This window comes from Paenibacillus sp. G34 (genome assembly GCF_056856875.1).
This window is the reverse complement of the sequence record NZ_CM166469.1, coordinates 4,158,034-4,180,930: the sequence shown is the minus strand read 5'-3', so window position 1 is coordinate 4,180,930 and position 22,897 is coordinate 4,158,034. Positions and strand designations below refer to the sequence as shown.

Below are 22,897 nucleotides of genomic sequence, written 5' to 3'. Positions count from 1 at the left end.
ATGGAGATTGCCAAGGTCATTGTCGATGTTCCTGTAAAGCAGACCGACCGGCCTTTTGATTATCTGGTACCCGACTCCATGAAGGAATGGATTGAGGTGGGGAGCAGGGTAGGTGTACCTTTTGGACATCGCACCGTGCAAGGGTTTGTCGTTGATTTGGTTCCCCGTACGGGAGAAGAATCGTTTAAGTTAAAGTCTATTCAGGAGTTGCTGGATATTGTGCCGCCGCTGTCGAAGGATCTGGTGGAACTGGCAGAATGGATGAGCAATCGATATGCGAGCAATCGGATTTTGTCCTTGCAAGTGATGGTGCCAACGGCGCTGAAAGGAAAAGCCGAGCGATATATTTCACTTGGTGATGGGCTTGATGGACATGCGGATAGTGATTCTTCCAACGAGGAAGTTTTGTTAGTGTGGGGAGAGGAATCCACTACAGAGAAGGTTCAGCAGGATATTATTCGTTTTGTCAAAAGCCGGGGACAGGTGCCCTTACAACAATTAAGCCGCAAGTATCCGAACCATGCAGCCTTGATCAAAAAGCTTTTGCTGAGCGGTGTACTACTGGAAAGTCAGGCGATCAAGGACAAGCTGAATAAAAAAACGATGAAATCGGTGAATCTGGCGGTGGATGTCGCTGTTGCAGAAGAAGCACTGTCCTCGTTTCCGGCAAAGGCGCAGCGGCAGAAAGAGATTCTTTCTTTTTTGCTGGAGATGAAAGATCTGTTACCGATGCCTTTGAAGGAAGTATTGTCTACTCTGCAGGTATCGGCGGCAACGATCAAAGGGCTTGAGGAAAAAGGGTTAGTCATGACGGAGGACGTAGAGGTCTTCCGCGATCCATATCAAGGCAGACGTTTTAAGCCAACAGAACCGCTGAAGTTGACAGACGAGCAACAAGGCGTTTATAGCAGTATCAACGGGCGTTTGCAGGAACAGCGTCACGGTGTGTTTTTGCTGCATGGCGTCACTGGAAGTGGTAAAACCGAAGTTTATCTGCAGACGATTCAACAGTGCATCAATCAGGACAGACAAGCCATCGTGCTTGTGCCGGAAATAGCACTAACCCCACAGATGGTGGAGCGCTTCAAGGGACGTTTTGGCGATCAGGTTGCGGTCATGCACAGTCGTCTTTCTGGCGGTGAACGTTATGATGAATGGCGTAAAATTCGGGAAGGCCAGGTGAAGGTCGCGATTGGTGCCCGTTCAGCTGTATTTGCCCCATTCAGCCGTTTGGGGCTGATTATTATGGATGAAGAACATGAAACTTCTTATAAACAGGAAGAAACTCCGAAATACCATGCGCGTGATGTGGCTGTCAGAAGAGCGCAACAGCACCAAGCTGTCGTGGTTCTCGGTTCAGCTACACCTTCGCTGGAAAGTTATTATGCTGCGCGCTCACTAAGCAATGATGATTTTGCTCCGCTTTTGTTAAATATGCCTACAAGGGCACTTGGCAACAATTTGCCGGATGTACGGATCATCGATATGCGTGAAGAGTTGAAGGATGGAAATCGTTCCATGTTCAGCAGGGCGCTACACAAAGGTCTGGAAGAACGCATGGAGCGTGGAGAACAGACGGTTCTTCTGCTTAACCGCCGCGGGTATTCAACCTTCGTCATGTGTCGCAGTTGCGGATATGTAGCGGGTTGTCCGGAATGTGATATCTCTTTAACGTATCATCAACGTTCCAACAATTTACGTTGTCACTACTGCGGATATGCAGAAGCAGCACCCGAAACATGTCCGGATTGCGGAAGCGAGCATATAAGGTACTTTGGTACAGGGACGCAGCGGGTTGAGGAAGAATTGGCCAAGCTCTTCCCGGGAATTCGCGTGATCCGCATGGATGTAGATACGACTACGGAAAAGGGCTCACATGAAAAATTGTTAAAACAGTTTCGGGAGAAAAAGGCCGATGTCCTGCTTGGCACCCAAATGGTTGCCAAGGGGCTTGATTTCCCCGATGTCACCCTGGTAGGAGTCATCACTGCAGATTCGGCTCTTAACTTGCCTGATTTCCGTGCCGCGGAGAAGACCTTTCAATTGCTGACACAAGTTGCAGGCCGGGCGGGCCGTCATCAATTGCCGGGTGAGGTATTTGTGCAGTCCTATACGCCTGAACATTACTCCATTGGACATGCAAGCCAGCATGATTACGTATCTTTTGTGAGAGAGGAACTGCTGCACCGTAGAAATTTGCAGTATCCACCCTACTGTCGCCTGATTCTGGTGACGTTCTCTCATGAACAGCTTCCGGTACTGATCCGACTAGCTGAAAACTATACTCGATTGCTGAAAGAGAAGGCGAACGCTGCGGGTTGGCTTGGCAGTCTGGATCGTTTCAGCAACGAAGCGTTTGACGTTCTGGGTCCTGTAGCTTCGCCTATTCCGCGGATCAAGAATAGATACCGATTCCAATGTATGATAAAATGGCGTGGGGATGTGGACGCTATTGGCCTGGCTTTGGCAACGGCCCGGCATATGGACGATGATGTTCAGGCCCAAAAGTTGCTAATTAGTCTGGATGTAGACCCGCAGATGTTAATGTGAACATTTTACAGCACTTCGATGCAAAAATGTGGATGTGAACAAGCGGTATAAACATAGATTAAAACCAATATACGAAGATCAGATGATGTCGCGAAACTATGATAAGGATTGGGAAGGTGCTTACAACATGTCGATTCGAATTATCGTTAAAGAACCAGATGAGGTGCTTCACAAAAGAGCCAAGGAAGTTACCAAAGTTACACCTAATGTACAAAAGTTGCTTGATGATATGGCAGATACGATGTACGACGCAGAAGGGGTAGGTCTTGCCGCTCCGCAAGTCGGTATTTTGAAACGTTTGATTGTAATTGATGCAGGAGATGAGCAAGGGCTGATCAAAATGATTAACCCGGAGATCATTTCCAGTGAAGGAGAACAGTTCGGACCTGAAGGATGTCTGAGTATTCCTGGAATTAACGGTGATGTTCGTCGTTTCGAGACAGTGACCGTTAAAGGCCTCGATCGTGAAGGTAAAGATTTGATTATTACAGGAAGCGGTTTGCTATCCCGTGCGTTTCAGCACGAGATTGACCATCTGGATGGCGTGCTCTTCACAGATATTGCTGAAAAAGTATATGAAATTGCGCCAGAGCAAACAGGACCGCGTCGCAATTAAGGAGTGATTGATTTGAATATCGTTTTTATGGGAACACCTGAATTTGCTGTTCCTTCGCTGGATATGTTGATGGCCGAAGGGTACAACGTGGTAGGCGTAGTTACCCAGCCCGATAAACCGCAAGGACGTAAAAAAGTTCTTACACCTACACCGGTCAAGGCCGCAGCTGAACGCTATGGCCTGCCGGTGTTTCAGCCTGTCAAACTTCGTGATCCGGAAGCAGTAGCCCGCCTTGCGGAATGGAAACCGGATTTGATCGTCACCGCCGCATTTGGACAGATTCTTCCCAAAGCGGTGCTGGAAATGCCGGTTCGCGGCTGCGTGAACGTGCACGGATCTCTTTTACCCAAATACCGCGGAGGAGCTCCGATACAACGTTCTATCATTAACGGAGAATCCGTTACAGGGGTTACTCTGATGTACATGGCAGAAGGACTGGATACCGGGGATATGATCTCTCGTGTGGAAGTGCCGATCACGGATGAAGATACATCTGGCAGCATGTTTGTCAAGTTGAGCGAGGCGGGGTCCAAACTGCTTCAAGCGGAGATGCCACGTCTGATTGCAGGCGAAACGACAGCTGTTTCTCAGGATGATTCAGAGGCTTCATATGCTCGTAATCTGACTCGGGAAGATGAAAAATTGGACTGGAATCGAACATCACGTGAATTGTTCAACCAGATTCGCGGGCTTGTGCCTTTTTCGGGTGCCTTTACGATGTGGGACGAGCAGGTATTTAAAGTTTGGGCAGCGGCCAATCCAGATCAGGTGACCAATGAAGCTTCGGCTGCTTCAAACGCTGGACAATCTGAGCCGGGAACGGTGCTGCAACTGAATAAATCAGGAATTGAAATACAGACTGGCAATGGCTCTTTGTGGTTGACGGAAGTCCAACCTGCTGGCAAAAAAGTAATGCAAGCTGCTGACTTTGCTCGCGGTGGAACATTGAAACCTGGTATGGTGCTGCGATGAGTAATTCAAGATCAGGACATTCTTCAGGAAAAGAACGCAAGGGAGCAGGTAGCGGAAACGCAGGAGGCCCCGCCAATCATCGTCAGACTAGCAAGGGTTCTTCTCACAGCCAGGGTCGGCGTGCAGGAAACAAGACGGTACCGGCTTCTTCTTCTGCTAAGGGAAGCCGGAATCATGATCGTATGCAAAAACCGAAGACATCTGCTCGTGCACTCGCAGTCAAGGTACTGTCTGCGGTGGAACAGGACGGAGCATACAGCAATTTGGAGCTGAACCGCCGCCTTAAAGAAGCAGAACTTAGTTCTGCAGATGTAGGACTCGCTACGGAACTGGTGTATGGAACGATTGCAAGACTGAACACGCTGGATTATTATCTGGAGCGTTTTGTTGCCAAGGGGACGGCAAAATTACAGCCTTGGGTACGCAGTTTGCTTCGGATTAGTACCTATCAATTAATTTACCTGGATCGAATTCCGGAACATGCCGTCGTCAGCGAAGCAGTGAACCTGGCTAAGAAGCTTGGTCATCAGGGAATCTCGGGTATGGTTAACGGTGTGCTGCGGAATATGATTCGAAACAAGGAGCAGTTGCATGTTCCCTCCCATCTTCCAGTTGCTGAACGAATCTCACTGGAGCATTCTCACCCGCTGTGGATGGTGGAGCGGTGGATTGCTCAATATGGGGAAGAGACAACAGAAGCCATCTGCCGTGCGAATAATGAACCTCCAGCAGTGAGTGTACGTGTGAACACAACGATGACAACACGTGACAAGATGATGGAGGAGATGGCGAGCACGGGGGCAGTGGTTGAAGCTTCGCTTCTTAGCCCTGACGGTATTCTGGTTCGCAGCGGAGGCAATATGGCTCTTACGGCATGGTATCGGGATGGACTTTTCTCCGTTCAGGACGAAAGTTCTATGTTGGTCGCTGAAGCCGTAGCGCCGGAAGAGGGACAAAACGTGCTGGATTGTTGCGCAGCGCCTGGCGGCAAGACAGCTCATATCGCAGAGAAAATGCGGGACCGTGGACGCATCATAGCTAACGATGTTCATGCACATAAACGCGAGCTTATTTTGGATCAGGCTGAACGTCTTGGATTAAGCTGCATTGATGCGGTAACCGGGGATGCGCTTGATCTAGACAAGCGATATGCCGAGTCTTCGTTTGACCGGATTTTGCTGGATGCACCTTGCTCAGGTCTAGGAGTCATTCGTCGCAAGCCGGATGTGAAGTGGACTAAATCCTCATCCGACATTGAAGACATCTCCAGTTTGCAACGAGAACTTCTGGATTGCGTTGCGCCATTGCTCAAACCAGGTGGCATTTTGGTATACAGCACCTGTACCATTGAATCAGCAGAGAACGAGGATATGGTGGCGGACTTTTTGGATCGTCATCCAGAGTATAAGGCCATCGAAACGTCAGTGTGGTCGCAACCGGAAACCGGGCAATGGCAGGCTGTGAATGGCGGTGTACAGATTCTGCCACAATACGCTCATAGTGATGGTTTTTACATCGCAAGGTTGACAAGAACGACCCATTAACCGTTTAATAGAGCACTAAAGGAAGGCCGCCGAGGAAAACCCTCGGCGGATTTCTTTGTGAGAGGCGAATAGCTTATCAAATGATGCCAGGGTGCGATGGCAACAGTGAGATGTTATAATGCATGAAGAACGAGTCTCAAGGGTATACATGGATGTAAAGTGCCGTTTGTGATAGAATAGGACGAATGCAGTAAAACGATGGATTGCAAAAGAAATGCAAATGAAAAGAAAAAAGGAATAGGTGTTGAAAACAAAATGAAACCTTTTATATACGATTTTTCCCTGGAACAATTGCAGCAATGGGCTGTGGAAAACGGGGAACCTGCGTTTCGCGGTGGTCAGATTTTTGACTGGATTTATGTGAAACGTGTAAATGATTTTAGTGAAATGACAAATCTCTCCAAGGGACTGCGCGAGAAGCTAGCAGAGCAGTTTGAATTCGTAACCCTTAAGGAAATTACCAAGTTTGAGTCCAAGGATGGCACGGTGAAATTCCTTTTTGGTCTGCATGATGATCATGCGATTGAAACGGTTATTATGAAACATAACTACGGGAACAGCATCTGTGTAACAACACAGGTGGGCTGCCGGATCGGTTGTACTTTCTGTGCATCCACACTCGGGGGTCTGAAACGTAATCTGACAGCAGGAGAAATCGTTGCTCAGGTTGTACAGGCTCAGAAAATTCTGGATGAGCGCGGCGAACGGGTCAGTAGCATCGTGATCATGGGTTCGGGCGAACCTTTTGAAAACTATGAAGCAACGATGACGTTCTTGCGGATTATGATTCACGAAAAAGGACTGAACATTGGTCAGCGTCATATCACCGTGTCTACAAGTGGAATCGTGCCGAACATCTACAAGTTTGCAGATGAAGACACGCAGATTAATCTCGCGATTTCGATCCACGCGCCAAACGATGCTCTTCGCTCAAAATTGATGCCGGTTAACCGTCGTTTCCCGTTTGATGATGTGATGGAATCTCTTCGTTATTATCTGGCGAAGACTGGCCGGAGAATTACGTTTGAATACGCATTGATTGGCGGTGTAAACGACCAGCCAGAGCATGCGGCTGAACTGGCAAGTGTGCTCAAGAGCATGTTATGCCACGTCAACCTGATCCCGGTTAACCATGTGCCTGAGCGCAAATATGTTAGAACATCAAGAAGTGATATCTTTAACTTCCAGAGAATTCTCTCGGAACAGGGAGTTAATGTAACGATTCGCCGTGAACAGGGACATGATATTGCTGCCGCTTGCGGCCAGCTTCGTGCAAAGCATATGGAGTTGAGGTGAGAGCGTTTTGATCAAAACAGTTCATGTGAGCCATATCGGACGAGTACGTTCGGTGAATGAAGATTCAGCCTGGATTCGTAATCTCGATACAGGATATATTCTGGGAATCGTCGCAGACGGCATGGGCGGACATCTTGCTGGGGATACGGCAAGCCGCCTCGCAGTGGAGACGCTGGTGCAGGATCTCGCAACACTTGAGCCGGGTTTGTCTCATGCATCGCTGTCCGCTGCGCTTAGCGATGCGATTCTTCATGCGAATGAAGTCATATTCCGCACAGCGTCTACAGACGATAAGTATCATAATATGGGAACGACGGTCGTCGCAGCCTTATTAAATGATGCAGAAGGTGTAATTGGACATATCGGGGACAGCCGTGCATACAAAATTGTAGGCAAGGAAGTATTTCAGTTGACCGAAGACCATACACTGGTGAATGAATTGTACAAAAATGGTCAGATTAGCAAAGAAGACGTATCTCATCATCCGCGTCGAAATGTGCTTACCCGTGCGCTTGGCACGGATGCTGAAGTGAAGGTTGATATGGATAGCGTACGGTTGGAAGAAGGCGAAGTACTGCTTCTCTGCAGTGACGGACTCAGTAACCTGGTCAGCAATGAGCAGATTATTCAGGTTGCGGGTAATCTTGAACTTCCACTGGAAGATCGCGCAGATCGACTGCTTCAACTGGCATTGCTCGCTGGGGGAGACGATAACATTACGGTCGCCTTATTTGAGCCTCAGCAGCAAGATACCGTAGAAACGGGGTGTGAGTCATGATTGGGCACCAGCTAGGCGGACGCTATGAAGTGATTGAGCGTGTCGGCGGCGGCGGCATGGCTCTTGTGTACAAAGCCCAGGATCTGCTTTTGAATCGGAACGTGGCGATTAAAGTGCTCAGACAGCAGTTCGTGCATGATGAAGAGTTTATTCGCCGTTTTCGTAGAGAGGCACAATCGGCAGCATCGCTTTCTCATCCGAACGTAGTCAGCATTTATGATGTGGGTCAGGAAGATGATGTTCATTATATTGTCATGGAGTACGTTGAAGGCAAAAATCTAAATGAAATTATCAAAGAACGTGCGCCATTGCAGGTCGACGAAGCGGTACACATTGCTTCACAGATCGCGGATGCACTGGATCACGCGCATCATAATCAGATTATTCACCGGGATATCAAACCGCATAACATATTGATTGGCCGGAACGGCCGTGTAAAAGTAACCGATTTCGGTATCGCCCGTGCGGTTACCTCTACAACGATCACGCAGACTGGTTCTGTCGTGGGTTCCGTGCATTATTTCTCGCCAGAGCATGCCAAGGGCATTGTGACTGGGGAGAAGTCGGACTTATATTCTCTTGGAATTGTACTCTATCAAATGCTTACCGGTCAGCTTCCTTTTTTGGGGGAGAGTCCAATTAGTGTAGCCTTGAAACATTTGCAGGAAGAGTTTGATGAGCCGCGCAAGTTCAATCCGCTCATTCCGCAAAGTGTGGAAAATGTCATTTTGAAATCGATGCGTAAAAATCCGCAGGAGCGTTATCAATCAGCCAAAGAAATGCAGCATGATCTGGAAACATGTCTTATGCCAGAGCGACGCAATGAGTCCAAGGTTGATTTTCCGGATGAAGACGACATCGATCAGACGCGGGTTATGCCGGCCATCAAGCCGGAACCACGCGGTATGACCTCCACCTCCACGGGTACGATCCCTACAATGGAGAACGATGAAGCAGGGAAGTTGGGTAACTCGAAAAAGAAAAGCTGGAAAAAACCGACGCTGATCATTTCATTGACTGTTCTTCTTTTAGTCGCCATGGTTGGGGTGGTATGGTATGTAAAAGACATGCTTGTTGTGCCTGAAGTAACCGTGCCTAATGTGGTCAATCAGACAGAAGAAAAAGCCCGTCAAATGTTAGAGGCGGAGGGTCTGGTTGTGAGTAACGAGGTCATCCGACAGTACAAAGAAAATGTAGATCCAGGCATTGTCTTTGACCAGAGCAGAAACGAAGGCGATGTGGTCAAAAAAGGCTCGGAAGTGCAACTGAGCGTTGGCATGGAGAAAAAGAAGGAAAAAATGATTGACGTTAAGGGAGATCCTTATACTGAAGCGGTCAAAAAATTGACTGCGCTCGGTCTTAAGGAAGACCAAATCAAACGTAAGGACGAGTTTTCCAATGAAGTGGATTCAGGCTCTGTCATTTCCCAGACGCCTGGCGTAAATGAAGAAATTGATCCTGAGGTTGATGTAATTGAGCTAACCGTAAGCAAGGGAACTGAAACGGTTAAAATGCCTGATTTAAAAAATCATACACGCAGTGAAGCAGAACAAATGCTGAAAGAAAAGGGTCTTGTGCTCGGACAGGTGCAGGAGGAATCCAGTTATACGGTTGAAAAGGGCAAAGTTACTCAACAATGGCCTGTGGAACCCGGAACAGACGTGAATCCTGGAGATAAGATTACGATCTTTGTTAGCACAGGATACCCGGATCAGGCACTGGAGTATCCGTACAACATCAACGTATCACCGAAAGAAGCCGGAACAAACAGTAAAATTCGTATTACCTTTGAAGATGCACGTGGCAAAAATCAGGAGTGGGGCACACGCACGATCAATTCCGCTCAGGTCTTGACGATTCCACTTGTGCTTGCACCAAACGAAAATGGTGCAGTTTCCGTCTATCGTGATGGTAAATTCCTGGATACGTACGTTGTATCTTACAGTGAAGCAAAGAATGGTACGGTGAATGTACCTTCCATTGACCCTGAGCAAAACACACAAGCTCCGCCAGAAAATAACCCTGATCCGGGGAATGGTGACAGCGGCAGTGTGGATAATGGAGAGCAGGGTGAGCCTAACTCTACTCCGGCAGACGGGGAAGGGGACAATCAAGAAGGCGACACATCCGCAATGAAGACGGATAAAGGCCCGGGTAAACATAAAGAGGATAAGAAAAAAGGAGTTATCAACGCATCAGGCCGTCCATAAGGACGGCTTATGCTGACGTAAGGAAAGAATATAATCAATCTGAAGGAGGGCGACGGAGCTGTGCCAGAAGGTATCATCGTTAAAGCATTAAGTGGTTACTACTATGTCATGCCGGTGGAAGACAACGGGGTTCCTTCGGTTGAAGGTTCCGCCGTTCAATGCAGGGCCAGAGGAATTTTTCGTAAAAGAGGAACTTCTCCCCTTGTTGGTGATCGTGTAAATTACACGCTGACGGAGAACGGGGAGGGAACTGTGGACGAAATTCACAAACGCGAGACGGAATTAATTCGTCCGCCAGTGGCGAATGTTGGTCTGGCTGTTCTGCTATTTTCAGTTAAAGAGCCTGATATGAATCTAAATCTGCTGGACAAGTTTCTCGTTCATATTGAGCAGGCTGGACTGGGTGCACTAATCGTGCTGACAAAGCAGGATTTGATTGACCCGGATGCCGAAGATCGAGATATTGTCGCTGAGGTGAAGGCAATGTACGAGCAGATTGGTTATGAGGTTATTTCAACCAGTTCTCGAACTGGAGAAGGCAGTGAGTTGCTCCGAGAACGCCTTGCGGGCAAGATCAGCGTATTCTCCGGTCAATCCGGTGTGGGCAAGTCTTCCATGCTAAACGCTTTGATGCCGGGACTTACCCTGGAGACGAGTGCAATTAGCATGCGTCTTGGACGCGGTAAACACACAACTAGACACGTTGAGCTTATTCCACTGGATAATGGCGGATTCGTAGCGGATACGCCCGGATTCAGCCAGTTGGATTTTCTGGAGATTGGCGTGGAGGAATTATCCACTTGTTTCCGGGAGTTCGCTCAGTTTGCCGATCAGTGCAAGTTCCGTGGGTGTACACATACGCATGAACCGAGCTGCAGGGTCCTAGCAGCTAAGGAGGAAGGCTTGATCTCCGAAAGTCGGTATAAACACTATGAGCAATTCCTGACTGAAATGAAAGATAAGAAGCGGAGGTATTAATTATGATTAAAATTGCCCCATCTATACTGTCAGCTGACTTTGCCAAGCTCGGTGCAGAAGTTGCCGAAGCACAAGCGGCAGGCGGAGACTGGATTCATGTTGACGTCATGGACGGTCACTTCGTTCCTAATATTACGCTCGGCCCTGCTATCGTGAAGGCTATCGCACCTCATACAACACTGCCGCTTGACGTTCATCTGATGATTGAAAATCCGGAACGGTACGTGGAAGAGTTCGCTAAAGCCGGTGCAGCAGTGATTACAGTTCATGCTGAGGCGTGCGTGCATCTGCACCGTGTGATTCATCTCATTAAGGAGCAGGGAATTATGGCAGGAGTTGCTCTCAATCCAGGTACTCCGGCAAGTGCAATTCAGGAAGTGCTGGACGATGTAGATATGGTTCTTGTTATGACTGTGAATCCTGGTTTTGGCGGGCAAGCGTTTATTTCCGGCACAATGAACAAAATCAAGCAAATTCGCACGTGGTTAAATGAGAAAGGGCGTCATGACGTACATATCGAGGTAGACGGTGGCATCGCTGCTGATACAGCCCCATTAGTCGTGGAAGCCGGCGCTGACGTTCTGGTAGCGGGAAGTGCGGTATTTGGACGGGAAGACCGCGCGGCCGCAATAGCCGAGATTCGCAGCAGTTACGAGGGTTAATTCATGACTCTCAAAGAGACGCTGTGGACAATGGCGGGGAGCATGGTTACGGGGCTGGTACTTGCACTGTTTGCAGTTCTTCAAGCTCCATTCAACGCGCTCACATCATTAATCGGGGTTGCCGTGGTCATTATGTATTTCCGTAAATTCGATCGGAAGGGACATCGGATTACTTTTGTCATATTCAGCATACTGTATTATCTCATGAGTGTTTTTATGATCGCGGTATATCAGTACATTCCTACCCAAACGTAAATGGGCTGATATCAGGCTTGTCATTGTGGAATAGGGACAGCAAGTTCCGCATAAATATGGTTACATGAGCAGGTTTCTCATGTAGCCTTTTTTGTCGTGTTTGGGTGAAAAAGGCCTGAAGCATAGGATACGGCGGATGCATGAGCATGATGGGGAGGGTGAAGTATGAAATTTTACACATTCAAACTGCCGAAGTTTTTGGGAGGGTTTGTAAAGGCGATCCTGAATACGTTTCAAAAGAACTGATTTGAACAACAGTAGCACAGTTAGGGGAATACCGCCGCTTTGGCTCAAAGGCTCATCTGGAGAACCGGATCTGCATGATGTGCCATGCGGCGGCCATTCCTATGTGTATCGTGAATTGCGGCTGTGCTTTGTAGAAAACCAAAAAAGCACCTGCAAGGAACAAGGTGCTTTTTGCTTACCCGATTTATAGTAGCTTTGCGTGATTATACGCGAGTCACTTTACCGGCTTTCAGTGCACGGGTGCTTACGTATACACGTTTTGGTTTGCCGTTCACGAGAATACGAACCTTCTGAACGTTTACGCCCCAAGAACGACGGTTACGGTTGTTAGCGTGGGATACGTGGTTACCGGTGCCCGGTTTCTTACCTGTCACATAACATTTGCGAGACATAGATTACACCTCCTATCCTAAAATAACCAGTGCCTTTGGGAGAGACAAACGTCATTCCATAAGGACTTAATTGTTCTTTCCTGATCCTAAAGATCAGGCTTCAGTAGCTAATGGGTTGTTCAAGCCGGCATGGCCGGATCATTTCCATTACTTAACCTGCATAAAACAATACTTAAATATAATATCATAATCAAAAAAGCTTCGTCAACTGATCCAAAAACTTTATTTATTTCTCTTGTCTAATATAGTACAATGTTGAGTAGTCCATAGTACAGCCATGAACAGGCTGTTGCCGCGGGATGCCGGAGAAAAAACCGTACGTAGAGGTTGGAGGTTTGCTTTTTTGGCAACGCTGTGAGATGCGGCATTCCATCATTGGCACCAGTCTCCATGCGGCATTCATGTCGGCTTCTGATACCGGTGCATATCCCTATGCCCTCACAACGGGTTGCAGAGAATGCAGGATATTGGTAGCCCGGCCGCCCAGACCGTTAATCCGGCTGACATGTTGTATTGTATGCCTGTGCCGGACAAAGGTATGGACGAAGAATAACGCAGCCGCGTTAGCGCATGAACAGACCAAAATGATTCTTGGTGCAAGGTGTTCGTGTATCAAGCTAGGAAGGGGAATTCTCACTTGAGTATACGTTCTTTAAATGGAACAGATTTCACCGCAATGGTTATTGCCGGAGCGGAACAACTAGGGCAGCACGCAGAACATGTCAATTCCCTGAATGTTTTCCCTGTGCCGGATGGTGACACGGGAACAAATATGAATTTGACGATGACTGCTGGCGTTGCAGAGATCAAAAGAAAGAGCTCTGCTTCCATAGGCGAAGCTGCCGGAATATTATCCAAGGGTTTACTTATGGGCGCACGCGGAAATTCAGGGGTTATTTTATCTCAATTGTTCCGTGGTTTCAGCCGCTCAGCAGCACCTTTTGAAGAATTGAATACGATTCAATTCGCAGCAGCGCTGCAAAACGGTGTTGACGCAGCTTACAAAGCTGTTGTGAAACCGGTGGAGGGAACAATTCTTACCGTAGCCAAGGAAGCTGCCAAACATGCCAGCTACTACGCAAGACGGACGAATGATATTACTGAATTAATGAATGAAGTTTTGTTAAAAGCAAAAGAAGCACTGGCGATGACTCCAGAATTGCTGCCTGTCTTAAAACAGGTCGGTGTAGTGGACTCGGGTGGCCAGGGGCTTGTATATATTTATGAAGGCTTTATGGAAGTGTTATTGAAAACGGACGGCAGTTCACGTGCCCCACTGCAAAAGGACTCCGCTTCGTCGGTAACATCACAGGTGAAAACGCCTGCAACTGAACCGGTTGCAACGAAGATGACACAGGTGATCGCTCCAGAGATGCCTTTGTCAGCTCAGGCCCGATTAGATACGGAAGACATCGAATTCTTATACGATATGGAGTTTTTCATCAATCGTGAGCTTGGCGAGAATGCAGGAACAGCATTTGATGAAGAGTTGTTCCGGAAAGCGTTGTCAAAAAATGGAGATTCCATCATCATTATCGCAGACGATGAAGTGATTAAGGTGCATGTGCATTCCAAGACACCTGGTGATGTATTGAATCTTGCTTTGAAATATGGAGAGATTACACAGATTCATATTCTCAACATGCGTGAACAACATCGTGATTTGCTGAGTGCAGGTATGGATATTGCGGCTTCACCTGATCTTTTTGCTGAAATTCCGCAGGAGAAGACAAGCGCATTGGAAGAAGCGGTGCTCCCGGCTCATGAAATGGCGCCGTATGGTTTTATTGCGGTTTCTTCCGGTGACGGCATTGCGGAAATATTCAAAAGCCTAGGTGTAGATGTGGTGATGTCTGGTGGACAGACAATGAATCCAAGCACAGAGGACTTTGTGAAAGCCGTTCGCTCGATTGCGGCGGATCAAATCTTTATTTTGCCGAATAACTCCAATATTGTATTGGCTGCTGAACAGGCCCGTGAATTGCTGGAGGATGAACGCCGGATTACCGTTATTCCGAGCAAGACGATTCCACAAGGCATGGCAGCGGCGTTTGCTTTCCAGGAGGATGAGTCTGCGGAAACGAACCGTGAACAGATGCTTGAGGCCATTAGCCGCGTGCAGTCCGGACAAGTGACTCATGCCGTTCGGGACACGCAGTATGATGAACTTGATATCAAGGCTGGGAATTACATCGGAATCTATAACTCCAAGATTGTTGCGACGGACGAGAGCATGCTTCATGCTTGTGAGGGTCTCCTTGGGCAGATGATGGAGAGCGGAGATGAAGTGGTTACGGTTCTCGAGGGGGAAGAGGCTGACGCTGAGATTACTTCTTCTCTTGTTGCATGGCTGGAAGAGCAGTATCCTGACGCGGAAGTCGAGGTACATCAGGGAGGACAGCCGGTGTACTATTATCTGTTCTCTGTAGAGTCCTAATTGCGGTTGTTTCACAAGCCAATCACTATCGATTTTAGACGCTGAACGAATGACTTGTTAAACATGCATGATAGCACTTGATGTGAAGAGGAGGAGAGCCTGTGAGCCACAAGGTTGCGATTGTAACGGACAGTACGGCGGATATTCCTGAGGAACTGGTTCGTAAATACGGTATACATGTGGTTCCCTTGCGTGTGTTGTTTGGGGAAGAAAACTATGCGGATGGAGTGGAGCTGACGTCGGAGCAGTTTTACGACAAGTTAAGGCAGAGCGCAGTTCTGCCTACGACTTCTCAGCCTTCTCCAACCGATTTTATGAACGTGTACCAGACCTTGCTGGATGAAAATCCGGACAGGCCTATTGTGTCTATACACCTGTCTTCAGGCATGAGTGGTACGTATCAATCGGCTATGCTCGGCAAGTCGCTTCTGGAACGTGAAATGGACCTTACCATTATTGATTCAAAATCAGCTTCCTACGGGTATGGTTTAATGGTAGTGCAGGCTGCCGAGCTTGCCGAACAGGGTAAGTCTGTAGCTGAGATTGCTGCAGCAGTTGAGGCAATGCAGCAATCCCGCAAGCTGTTTTTTCTGGTGGATACGCTGGAATATCTGCAGAAAGGCGGGCGGATTGGCAAGGCCTCAGCGATCTTGGGAACACTGCTCAACATTAAACCGATCCTTTCTATTGATGAAGAAGGCATAATCTACGCCGTAGAGAAAGTCAGAGGTCATAAAAAGGCAATGGCACGTATTATTGAACTGTTCCAGAAGGATCTAGCCGGAAAACGGGTCAACCTGGCGGTAGGACATACGGCAGATCCCGCGTCAGCAGAGGCTTGTGCGGAACAGTTACGGGGCCATTTTACAATCAATGAAGTGATCTATACGAATATCGGGGCCGTCATCGGCAGTCATGTAGGGCCCGGTGTTATTGCCATCTTTATGTGGCCTGTTCCGGAATGAGGGATTAGATATGAACTTAGAAGAAATATCAGTGAAACAAATTAACGGCGTGAGTGCTCTCAAAGAGGGAGAGCTTCACGCCTTTGGCATCTCTAGTGTGAAAGACTTACTGGAGTATTATCCGTTTCGTTATGAAGATTATCGTCTGCGTTCGCTTAGCGAGGTTAAGGACGGAGACAAAATTACGGTACAAGGTCAGGTAATGGGTGTGCCGGTATTGCAGCGTTATGGCAAAAAGTCACGTCTGACCTGTAAAATCATGACGGAAGAGTGGATGATTACGGCAACTTGGTTTAACCGTCATTTTCTCAAAGACCAGCTTACACCTAACCGGGAAATTGTACTGACAGGCAAATGGGAACAAAAGCGCATGCAGCTTACGGTGACGGATTCGGAATTTCCCGATAAAGGAGATGGACGTTCAGGTACATTGCAACCTGTCTATTCCGTCACGGGTAAGGTAACGCAGCAGTGGATTCGCAAGACGATTAACCAAGGATTAGCTCAGTATGGTGAGATGATTCCGGAGATTTTGCCACTAGCACTCATTAAAAAATATAACTTGATGCCACGCAAGCAGGCCATAGCCGGTATTCATCGTCCGCAGGACAATCAGGAAGGCCAGCGCGCTAGACAGCGCATGGTCTATGAGGAGTTATTTTTGTTCCAGCTCAAAATGCAGGCATTTCGTGCGCTGAATCGAAATCGGATGGATGGTATGGTGCATACGACGGACAATACGACGATTCGTGAGTTTGTACGCAGTTTGCCGTTTGAGTTGACGGATGCGCAGAAGAAGGTCGAGCTTGAAATCTTGCATGATATGCGATCACCCTATGCGATGAATCGATTGCTTCAAGGCGATGTAGGTTCAGGTAAAACGGTAATTGCAGCGATTGCGCTCTATACGACGGTGCGTTCGGGCTTTCAGGGGGCACTGATGGTGCCGACTGAGATTCTGGCTGAGCAGCATATGCGTTCCTTACAGAAGCTGTTTGAACCTTTTGGTGTAACGGTGGGGTTGTTGACGGGTAGTGTAAACGGACGCAAACGGAAAGACTTGATTGCATCCTTGCAGATGGGGATGCTGGATATTGTTGTGGGCACACACGCCCTGATTCAGGAAGATGTTTTCTTCCGGGAGCTGGGTCTTGTGGTTACGGACGAGCAGCATCGCTTCGGGGTGAATCAGCGTAGCGTTTTAAGACGCAAAGGGTATAATCCGGATGTATTAACGATGACGGCTACGCCGATCCCGCGGACACTTGCGATCACGGCATTTGGTGATATTGAGGTATCGACGATATCGGAGCGGCCGAAGGGACGAATTCCGATATCCACGTATTGGGTCAAGCATGACATGATGGAGCGGGTGCTCGGTTTTATTTCGAGAGAGGTGGACCAAGGCCGTCAAGCCTATCTGATCTGCCCACTGATCGAAGAATCGGAGAAGCTGGATGTGCAAAATGCAATTGATCTACATATGCAGATGCAGCAGAATTTTCCGAAATACAAAGTGGGATTGCTGCATGGACGCATGACAGCTGCAGAAAAAGAAGAAATGATGCGGGAATTCTACAGTAATGACATTCAGTTGCTGGTATCCACCACGGTGGTAGAAGTAGGGGTCGATGTACCCAACGCCACACTCATGGTTATTATGGACGCGGATCGTTTTGGTTTGTCCCAGTTGCATCAGCTTCGAGGGCGTGTTGGACGAGGTGCGCATGCGTCGTACTGTGTGCTGATTGCTGACCCGAAGACGGAAGTTGGGCAGGAACGCATGAAGGTCATGACTGAAACAGAGGATGGATTCGAGGTGTCGCGGCGTGATTTGGATCTGCGGGGGCCGGGAGATTTCTTTGGCACCAAACAGAGTGGGTTGCCTGAATTCCGACTGGCCGATATGGTAGCGGATTTCGCGGTGCTGGAACAAGCGCGGGATGATGTGTCTGCATTGATTGCGGATGCTACGTTCTGGACGTCCGTTGACTACACGCCGTTGCGTGAATTTCTTCAGCAGCAGCAGGTGTTCAAGGGTGATCTGATTGATTAAGCACTAGACGTGGAATGTGGACAAGCAGTTTGGAAGCGTAAGGTTGCGTAATTCAGATACGTGGCCTGAATGCGTAATGAGATACGTAACCTGAATTCATAACCTGAATTTATAACGTGATATCGCAAAGTGAAGCGTAAAGTAAATGCTAAACTGAATGTGTTACTTCAAAGCTTAATTTGTATGTGCTGTGTTTGTTTTGAGACATGTTTTGGAAAAAGTGACAAGTGACCAAGCCCTCCCGACATATGAATAAGAAGTGAGTTCATTTCTTGGGAGGTGCTGTACGTTTTGGGTTACCAACAATATGGAATTAGTCCGCAGCTGGTGGAGCGGATCAAACTAAAGATGAAAAATCCTGCAGTCAAAGAGCGCATTAAAAAGCTGATTGATGGCGTGACCAAGGCGGATTTGCAGGATAAGGCGAAGGTTCGCAGGTTGGTAAAATCGTCGGCAGTCATTATGAATGAAAATTTCTCGCCAGCACAGGAAGAGCAGTTTGTCGCTTTTGTGGTTGCGCAGAAAATCGATCCGAACAATACGTTTCATTTGATTAAGCTGTGGGGTATGTTCAGGTAAAGTTGAATGTGATGGTGTTACTTCAAAACATATAGGGGTTTGCACGGGACACTCCGAGTGCAGTACCATCTTCCGAGCGCTGTTATCCCCGGATTTTTTGGAATTACCCTTTATAAGGGTAAAATCCGGGGATAAGCGTATGCTTCCGATGTAGCTTTCTTGCAGAAAGCTTTCAGGCGCCCGCTTGCGCTTCTTCAGATTGGTTCTGCTCTCTCCGTTATAGTGTCAACTGAATTTTTTGAAAGATCACATTACATTCAAGAGAGATGTTAATGTAAAGAAGGGTGTTTCATCAGTCATACGTGACTTGATGAAATGCCCTTTTGGATTTTTTCAGAGAGGATTATCTCTGCTTTCCTCCAATTGGAATGGTAGACTGCAACATACAAGTAGTAGTAGACGTAACGTCACAGTATGAGATGCGAGATGTTTGACGGTTATCAGGCACTGTTATTTTTTGATAGATGTGAAGGAAATTAGATTGGAAATGTTTAAAATACTGAGAGTGCAGCAGGGAGGCGGGTTCTTCTAACGATCACCAGAGACGCTATTTAGGGTATATCATACCCTGTTATTTTCTAACGATCTCAGGGAAGCTTATTTGAGTTGTTTGGCGCTAAAATGGGCTTGTTTCTTCTGTTTTTGCTGAAATAAGCTCGCTGGTGATCGTTACAATTTCAAAAGGTACTATTTGGCTCAAATAAGCTCATCTGAGATCGTTAGAATTTGGAGCGCTACCTTGAGGAGGAAAATAGTAGTTCGGATTACTCTAACAGAGTAGCTTGGTTGTAGCTTGGTGATGCAGAAGGGGGAACTTTCCGAGATTGACAATTCAGCGTTTATCGAAGGCAAGAACGGTGTAATGGAGACTTCATAGATATGATACGACACGACTATATTAGAGAGACATATAATCCCGACGACAAGACGTGTCCTCCGTATGACAGCAATTAGTCAATAGGTAGTCATGCTGGATATAACGAGTTATATTTCATCAAAAGAAATGTTGCTTCATCTGTTGTCTGATCTATACGCACAGTTAAATGAGATCAAATGGATTTTCGGTTGGCCTCTTTGGACACTGGGACACGGTCGTTTGGGGTCATAGTTGCAACCCATATCGCAATTAATGTGGCGATGAAAATTCCGTTATGAGGCAGTTCTGTGAGTATGAAATCTTGGACAACCAAAACCAGAATTGAAATACATAAAACGACTTGGAGTACTCGTCCTGTGGATCGTTCAACATGGTTGGAACGTCCAGAGACCCATTTTAAGATATAAAATATAAGACTAAATAGCAGAAGTGAACCAAGGAGCAGAATTGCAAGCATGTACTGAGCACCTTTCTGTGGAAAAATTGGATAGTAAGAGTATCTTCATGTGACGCATATTAGTTTCCTGATTATACCACATTTTTACTTAGAGCTAAGAGTGCATTGAATATTACTTTTAAGAGAAAATGGTTATATCAGAAGAGGATTAGTTCTCCTGTTTGATTTGATGAAACACCCTTTTTTAGTTTTCACAGGATATCCTTTGCTTTCCTGCAAGGGGAAGGGTAAACTGATGCATACGAGTAGGTAGATACCATGTCAGCGCGGGATGGATGAAGATGATCTGACGCTGTTATTGTGATTTTTTTCAGATAGATAGAGGTGGAGGAAGTTCGATTGGAAATGTTTACGATGTTGCTGGGGTTGTTTGAGCGGGCGGCGCTGCTGATTATATTTTTGTTTTTTCTGTCACGGGTGCCGCGGTTCAGGCAGATTTTGCAAAAGGGCAAGTTAAGATGGCAGGAATACACGGCCTTAACCTTGCTATTCTGTGCGTTTGCCATCTTTGGTACATATACCGGCATTAATGTAGAAGGATCACTCGTCAATGTGCGCATTATTGCTATTCTTTCGGGTGGCATATTGTTTGGTGCACCTGTAGGCATTATTACGGGGATTGTCTCTGGGGTGCATCGGTATCTGATTGATATGGATGGCATAACCGCGATTCCATGTCTGATCACAAGTATTCTGGCAGGTCTGGTATCAGGTTATATTCACAAATACACCGCTAAATCCAAACGCTGGATGATCGGTATCGGGGCAGGCATGATCATTGAAGCACTCACGATGCTGCTGATTCTTTTATACTCTTATCCTGATCCGCTGGGAGCAGATATTGTTTCGAAGATTGCATTGCCGATGATTCTGGGTGAGGTGAACATTGGTCTGATCGTGCTTTTGGTACAGAGTGTGGAGGGGGAAAAGGAGTTAATTGCAGGTCGTCAAGCCAAGTTGGCATTGGAGATTGCCAATAAAACACTGCCTTATTTCCGCTCGATTGATGAGGATTCGCTCCGTAAAATATGCAAAATCATTCAAGAAGATATCCAGGCCGACGCAGTAGCCATTACGGATACCCGTAATGTTTTGGCTTATGTTGGTTTTGGTGAGGAACGTTATCATATCGGTAACGAAATTATTAGTGAAATGACCAAGAAGACGATATCGAGTGGGGAAATTACGATTAGTAATGATGTAACGGATGAGAAAACCCCTGATATCCACTCGTTGCTCATTATACCGCTCAAAGAACGGGGCGATGTGACCGGTGCGCTCAAAATCTATTATCGCAAGGCCTATAAAATTACGTATCCACTGCAAACGATGGCTGTAGGACTCTCGCAGATTATTTCCACTCAGATGGAGGTGTCTCGCGTGGAGGAGATTAAGGCTGCAGCGAACAAGGCGGAATTGCGTGCATTACAGACAACGATTCATCCTCATTTTTTGTTTAATGCGCTGAATGCCATCGCATCGTCTATACGCACCAAGCCGGATCGTGCGCGGGAACTGATCGTTAACCTCTCAGGTTACATGCGCTATAATCTGGAGCTGTCGGACGAGTTAATTGATATTCATAAGGAACTGGAGCAAGTCCGCAACTATGTCGAGATTGAAAAAGCGCGCTTTGGCAGCAGACTCACGGTTATCTATGAGATTGATGAAGTGGCTGTGCATATTCCAAGCCTTGTTATTCAGCCGCTTGTGGAAAACGCGATTATTCATGGTATTCTGAAGGTCAAAGGCCCCGGAACCGTGCGGATTCGGGTACAGGATCATCCTGATTTTGTGCGTGTTAGCGTGAGCGATACAGGTGCAGGCATTAGCGCCGATATTGTTGAAAAGGTCTACCATGACCGCATGCCGGGCAACCAGATTGGACTGTACAACGTGCATCGGCGCGTGAAACTGATATACGGACAAGGCCTAACGATTACAAGGTTGGAGCAAGGGACCGAGATTTTATTTGATGTACCCAAAGGAGATGTCATAACAAAGTGATGATGGAGCGATGAAAGCGTCAGATACAGGAAAGTTGCACGCAGTCGACAAAAGAAGAATGAGAGCATTGATTGTAGAAGATGAAATTCCGGCAAGTGAGGAATTGAGTTATCTGATTCAAGAGCATAGCCAGATTGAGGTTGTGGATTGTCTGGAAGATGGCCTCGATGTACTCAAGTTTTTACAGGAGCAGGAAGTGGACGTGATTTTTCTCGATATTAACATTCCTTCGCTGGATGGCATGATGCTGGCTCACCATATTGGCAAGTTTGCATGTAAACCTTACATCGTATTTACGACAGCGTATAAGGAGCATGCGGCTGAGGCTTTTGAACTGGAAGCATTTGATTACATTTTAAAGCCCTATGATGAGAAACGAATTGCAACCATGTTGCACAAGCTGGAGCTGACCTTCAAGCGGGATCAGGAGCAAAGTGAGAGCAGGTTTGGTGAAGTGCAAGGGGAAGAGCAGTCATATCGACATGTGCAAGGTTATGGATCAGCCAATGGACTTGGAGTGGAACAAGGGTATGCCGAAAGACAAGCTCCGCTTCATACTGGCACATCTCAGGCACATCAAGGACTGGAGCAGCGACCGATATCTTCTAGTACTCCATCACATACAGCGGATCATCTGCCGGGAACACGGATCAATCTTTTGCGCAACGACAACATCATTGTAACGGATTCAGCGGACATCTATTATGCAGAGGCTCAGGAGAAAGTCACCAAAGTGTATACCAAAAACGGAGAGTTCACGATGCCCGTCAGCATATCGGATTTTCACAGTCGCTTGCCGCAGGATACCTTTTTCCGCTGCCATCGTTCCTATCTCGTTAACCTTTCTCAAATTCGTGAGATTGTGCCTTGGTTTAACAATACGTATTTGCTCCGTCTGCGTGATCTGGAAGCTGAAGTGCCAGTCAGTCGTGGCAAGGTCAAAGAATTCAGGCAGCTCATGCGCATATAACGGCATTTCATTCCGTCTCTGATGCAACTCATGCTCAGAACGGCTCGATG

18 protein-coding genes are annotated in these 22,897 nt (G+C 47.2%); 17 read left to right on the top strand and 1 reads right to left on the bottom strand.

Going from position 1 to position 22,897, the window contains the following annotated elements; genetic code table 11:
* The 11 genes from priA to spoVM all read left to right on the top strand — a co-directional run bounded on the left by priA (position 1) and on the right by spoVM (position 12,107).
* Positions 1–2,550: a primosomal protein N' gene (priA, locus tag AC1VYS_RS19070; protein WP_482911014.1), complete on the top strand. Its 2,550-nt coding sequence runs from the start codon at positions 1–3 to the stop codon at positions 2,548–2,550.
* A gap of 127 nt (positions 2,551–2,677) precedes the next feature.
* Entirely contained in the window at positions 2,678–3,166 is a 489-nt protein-coding gene (gene def / locus AC1VYS_RS19065; RefSeq protein ID WP_482915062.1) for a peptide deformylase, read from the top strand.
* Positions 3,167–3,178: 12 nt separating this feature from the next.
* Positions 3,179–4,138 carry a methionyl-tRNA formyltransferase gene (gene fmt / locus AC1VYS_RS19060; protein WP_482911013.1) on the top strand — a complete coding sequence of 320 codons (960 nt, stop codon included), beginning with the start codon at positions 3,179–3,181 and terminating at the stop codon, positions 4,136–4,138.
* A gap of 182 nt (positions 4,139–4,320) precedes the next feature.
* On the top strand, positions 4,321–5,682 hold the full coding sequence (rsmB, locus tag AC1VYS_RS19055) for a 16S rRNA (cytosine(967)-C(5))-methyltransferase RsmB (protein ID WP_482915061.1): 1,362 nt from the start codon (positions 4,321–4,323) through the stop codon (positions 5,680–5,682).
* Positions 5,683–5,937: 255 nt separating this feature from the next.
* The gene (gene rlmN, locus AC1VYS_RS19050) at positions 5,938–6,978 is read left to right on the top strand and encodes a dual-specificity RNA methyltransferase RlmN (protein WP_482911012.1); all 1,041 of its coding nucleotides are present in this window, start codon (positions 5,938–5,940) and stop codon (positions 6,976–6,978) included.
* Between the two features lie 7 nt (positions 6,979–6,985).
* A complete protein-coding gene (locus AC1VYS_RS19045; RefSeq protein ID WP_482911011.1) occupies positions 6,986–7,756 on the top strand; it encodes a Stp1/IreP family PP2C-type Ser/Thr phosphatase in 771 nt (256 codons plus the stop codon).
* Complete coding sequence (pknB, locus tag AC1VYS_RS19040) at positions 7,753–9,966, top strand: Stk1 family PASTA domain-containing Ser/Thr kinase (RefSeq protein ID WP_482911010.1); 2,214 nt, start codon at positions 7,753–7,755, stop codon at positions 9,964–9,966. The genes AC1VYS_RS19045 and pknB overlap by 4 nt, the downstream gene beginning before the upstream one ends.
* A 60-nt stretch (positions 9,967–10,026) precedes the next feature.
* Positions 10,027–10,944 carry a ribosome small subunit-dependent GTPase A gene (gene rsgA, locus AC1VYS_RS19035; protein WP_482911009.1) on the top strand — a complete coding sequence of 306 codons (918 nt, stop codon included), beginning with the start codon at positions 10,027–10,029 and terminating at the stop codon, positions 10,942–10,944.
* A gap of 2 nt (positions 10,945–10,946) precedes the next feature.
* Positions 10,947–11,606 (top strand): ribulose-phosphate 3-epimerase, encoded by a 660-nt coding sequence (gene rpe / locus AC1VYS_RS19030; protein WP_441928535.1) that lies wholly within the window; start codon positions 10,947–10,949, stop codon positions 11,604–11,606.
* Positions 11,607–11,609: 3 nt separating this feature from the next.
* The gene (locus AC1VYS_RS19025) at positions 11,610–11,861 is read left to right on the top strand and encodes a hypothetical protein (protein ID WP_482911008.1); all 252 of its coding nucleotides are present in this window, start codon (positions 11,610–11,612) and stop codon (positions 11,859–11,861) included.
* A 165-nt stretch (positions 11,862–12,026) separates the two neighbouring features.
* Positions 12,027–12,107, top strand: a complete 81-nt coding sequence (gene spoVM, locus AC1VYS_RS19020; protein ID WP_019424875.1) for a stage V sporulation protein SpoVM — start codon at positions 12,027–12,029, stop codon at positions 12,105–12,107.
* Positions 12,108–12,310: 203 nt separating this feature from the next.
* On the opposite strand, the gene rpmB is transcribed toward spoVM, so the two are convergent.
* Entirely contained in the window at positions 12,311–12,499 is a 189-nt protein-coding gene (rpmB, locus tag AC1VYS_RS19015; protein ID WP_024631107.1) for a 50S ribosomal protein L28, read from the bottom strand.
* 637 nt (positions 12,500–13,136) lie between these two features.
* Between rpmB and AC1VYS_RS19010 the strand changes: the two genes are divergently transcribed.
* From AC1VYS_RS19010 to AC1VYS_RS18985, 6 genes are all read left to right on the top strand, one after another.
* Positions 13,137–14,936 carry a DAK2 domain-containing protein gene (locus tag AC1VYS_RS19010; RefSeq protein WP_482911007.1) on the top strand — a complete coding sequence of 600 codons (1,800 nt, stop codon included), beginning with the start codon at positions 13,137–13,139 and terminating at the stop codon, positions 14,934–14,936.
* A gap of 101 nt (positions 14,937–15,037) precedes the next feature.
* Entirely contained in the window at positions 15,038–15,901 is an 864-nt protein-coding gene (locus AC1VYS_RS19005; RefSeq protein ID WP_482911006.1) for a DegV family protein, read from the top strand.
* Positions 15,902–15,911: 10 nt separating this feature from the next.
* Positions 15,912–17,957, top strand: coding sequence for an ATP-dependent DNA helicase RecG (gene recG, locus AC1VYS_RS19000; protein WP_482911005.1), 2,046 nt, complete (start codon positions 15,912–15,914; stop codon positions 17,955–17,957).
* Positions 17,958–18,248: 291 nt separating this feature from the next.
* A complete protein-coding gene (locus AC1VYS_RS18995) occupies positions 18,249–18,536 on the top strand; it encodes a stage VI sporulation protein F (protein ID WP_482911004.1) in 288 nt (95 codons plus the stop codon).
* A gap of 1,688 nt (positions 18,537–20,224) precedes the next feature.
* Positions 20,225–21,877 carry a LytS/YhcK type 5TM receptor domain-containing protein gene (locus AC1VYS_RS18990; protein WP_482915060.1) on the top strand — a complete coding sequence of 551 codons (1,653 nt, stop codon included), beginning with the start codon at positions 20,225–20,227 and terminating at the stop codon, positions 21,875–21,877.
* A 58-nt stretch (positions 21,878–21,935) separates the two neighbouring features.
* Positions 21,936–22,847: a LytR/AlgR family response regulator transcription factor gene (locus tag AC1VYS_RS18985; RefSeq protein WP_482911003.1), complete on the top strand. Its 912-nt coding sequence runs from the start codon at positions 21,936–21,938 to the stop codon at positions 22,845–22,847.
* The last annotated feature ends 50 nt before the right edge of the window (positions 22,848–22,897 follow it).

What these genes read in the sequence shown, in the direction of transcription:
- priA (WP_482911014.1), top strand. Translation starts at nt 1, where the DNA reads ATGGAGATTGCCAAGGTCATTGTCGATGTTCCTGTAAAGCAGACCGAC.
- def (WP_482915062.1), top strand. Translation starts at nt 2,678, where the DNA reads ATGTCGATTCGAATTATCGTTAAAGAACCAGATGAGGTGCTTCACAAA.
- rsmB (WP_482915061.1), top strand. Translation starts at nt 4,321, where the DNA reads ATGCAAAAACCGAAGACATCTGCTCGTGCACTCGCAGTCAAGGTACTG.
- rlmN (WP_482911012.1), top strand. Translation starts at nt 5,938, where the DNA reads ATGAAACCTTTTATATACGATTTTTCCCTGGAACAATTGCAGCAATGG.
- pknB (WP_482911010.1), top strand. Translation starts at nt 7,753, where the DNA reads ATGATTGGGCACCAGCTAGGCGGACGCTATGAAGTGATTGAGCGTGTC.
- rpe (WP_441928535.1), top strand. Translation starts at nt 10,947, where the DNA reads ATGATTAAAATTGCCCCATCTATACTGTCAGCTGACTTTGCCAAGCTC.
- AC1VYS_RS19025 (WP_482911008.1), top strand. Translation starts at nt 11,610, where the DNA reads ATGACTCTCAAAGAGACGCTGTGGACAATGGCGGGGAGCATGGTTACG.
- spoVM (WP_019424875.1), top strand. Translation starts at nt 12,027, where the DNA reads ATGAAATTTTACACATTCAAACTGCCGAAGTTTTTGGGAGGGTTTGTA.
- rpmB (WP_024631107.1), bottom strand. Translation starts at nt 12,499, where the DNA reads ATGTCTCGCAAATGTTATGTGACAGGTAAGAAACCGGGCACCGGTAAC.
- recG (WP_482911005.1), top strand. Translation starts at nt 15,912, where the DNA reads ATGAACTTAGAAGAAATATCAGTGAAACAAATTAACGGCGTGAGTGCT.
- AC1VYS_RS18990 (WP_482915060.1), top strand. Translation starts at nt 20,225, where the DNA reads ATGTTGCTGGGGTTGTTTGAGCGGGCGGCGCTGCTGATTATATTTTTG.
- AC1VYS_RS18985 (WP_482911003.1), top strand. Translation starts at nt 21,936, where the DNA reads ATGAGAGCATTGATTGTAGAAGATGAAATTCCGGCAAGTGAGGAATTG.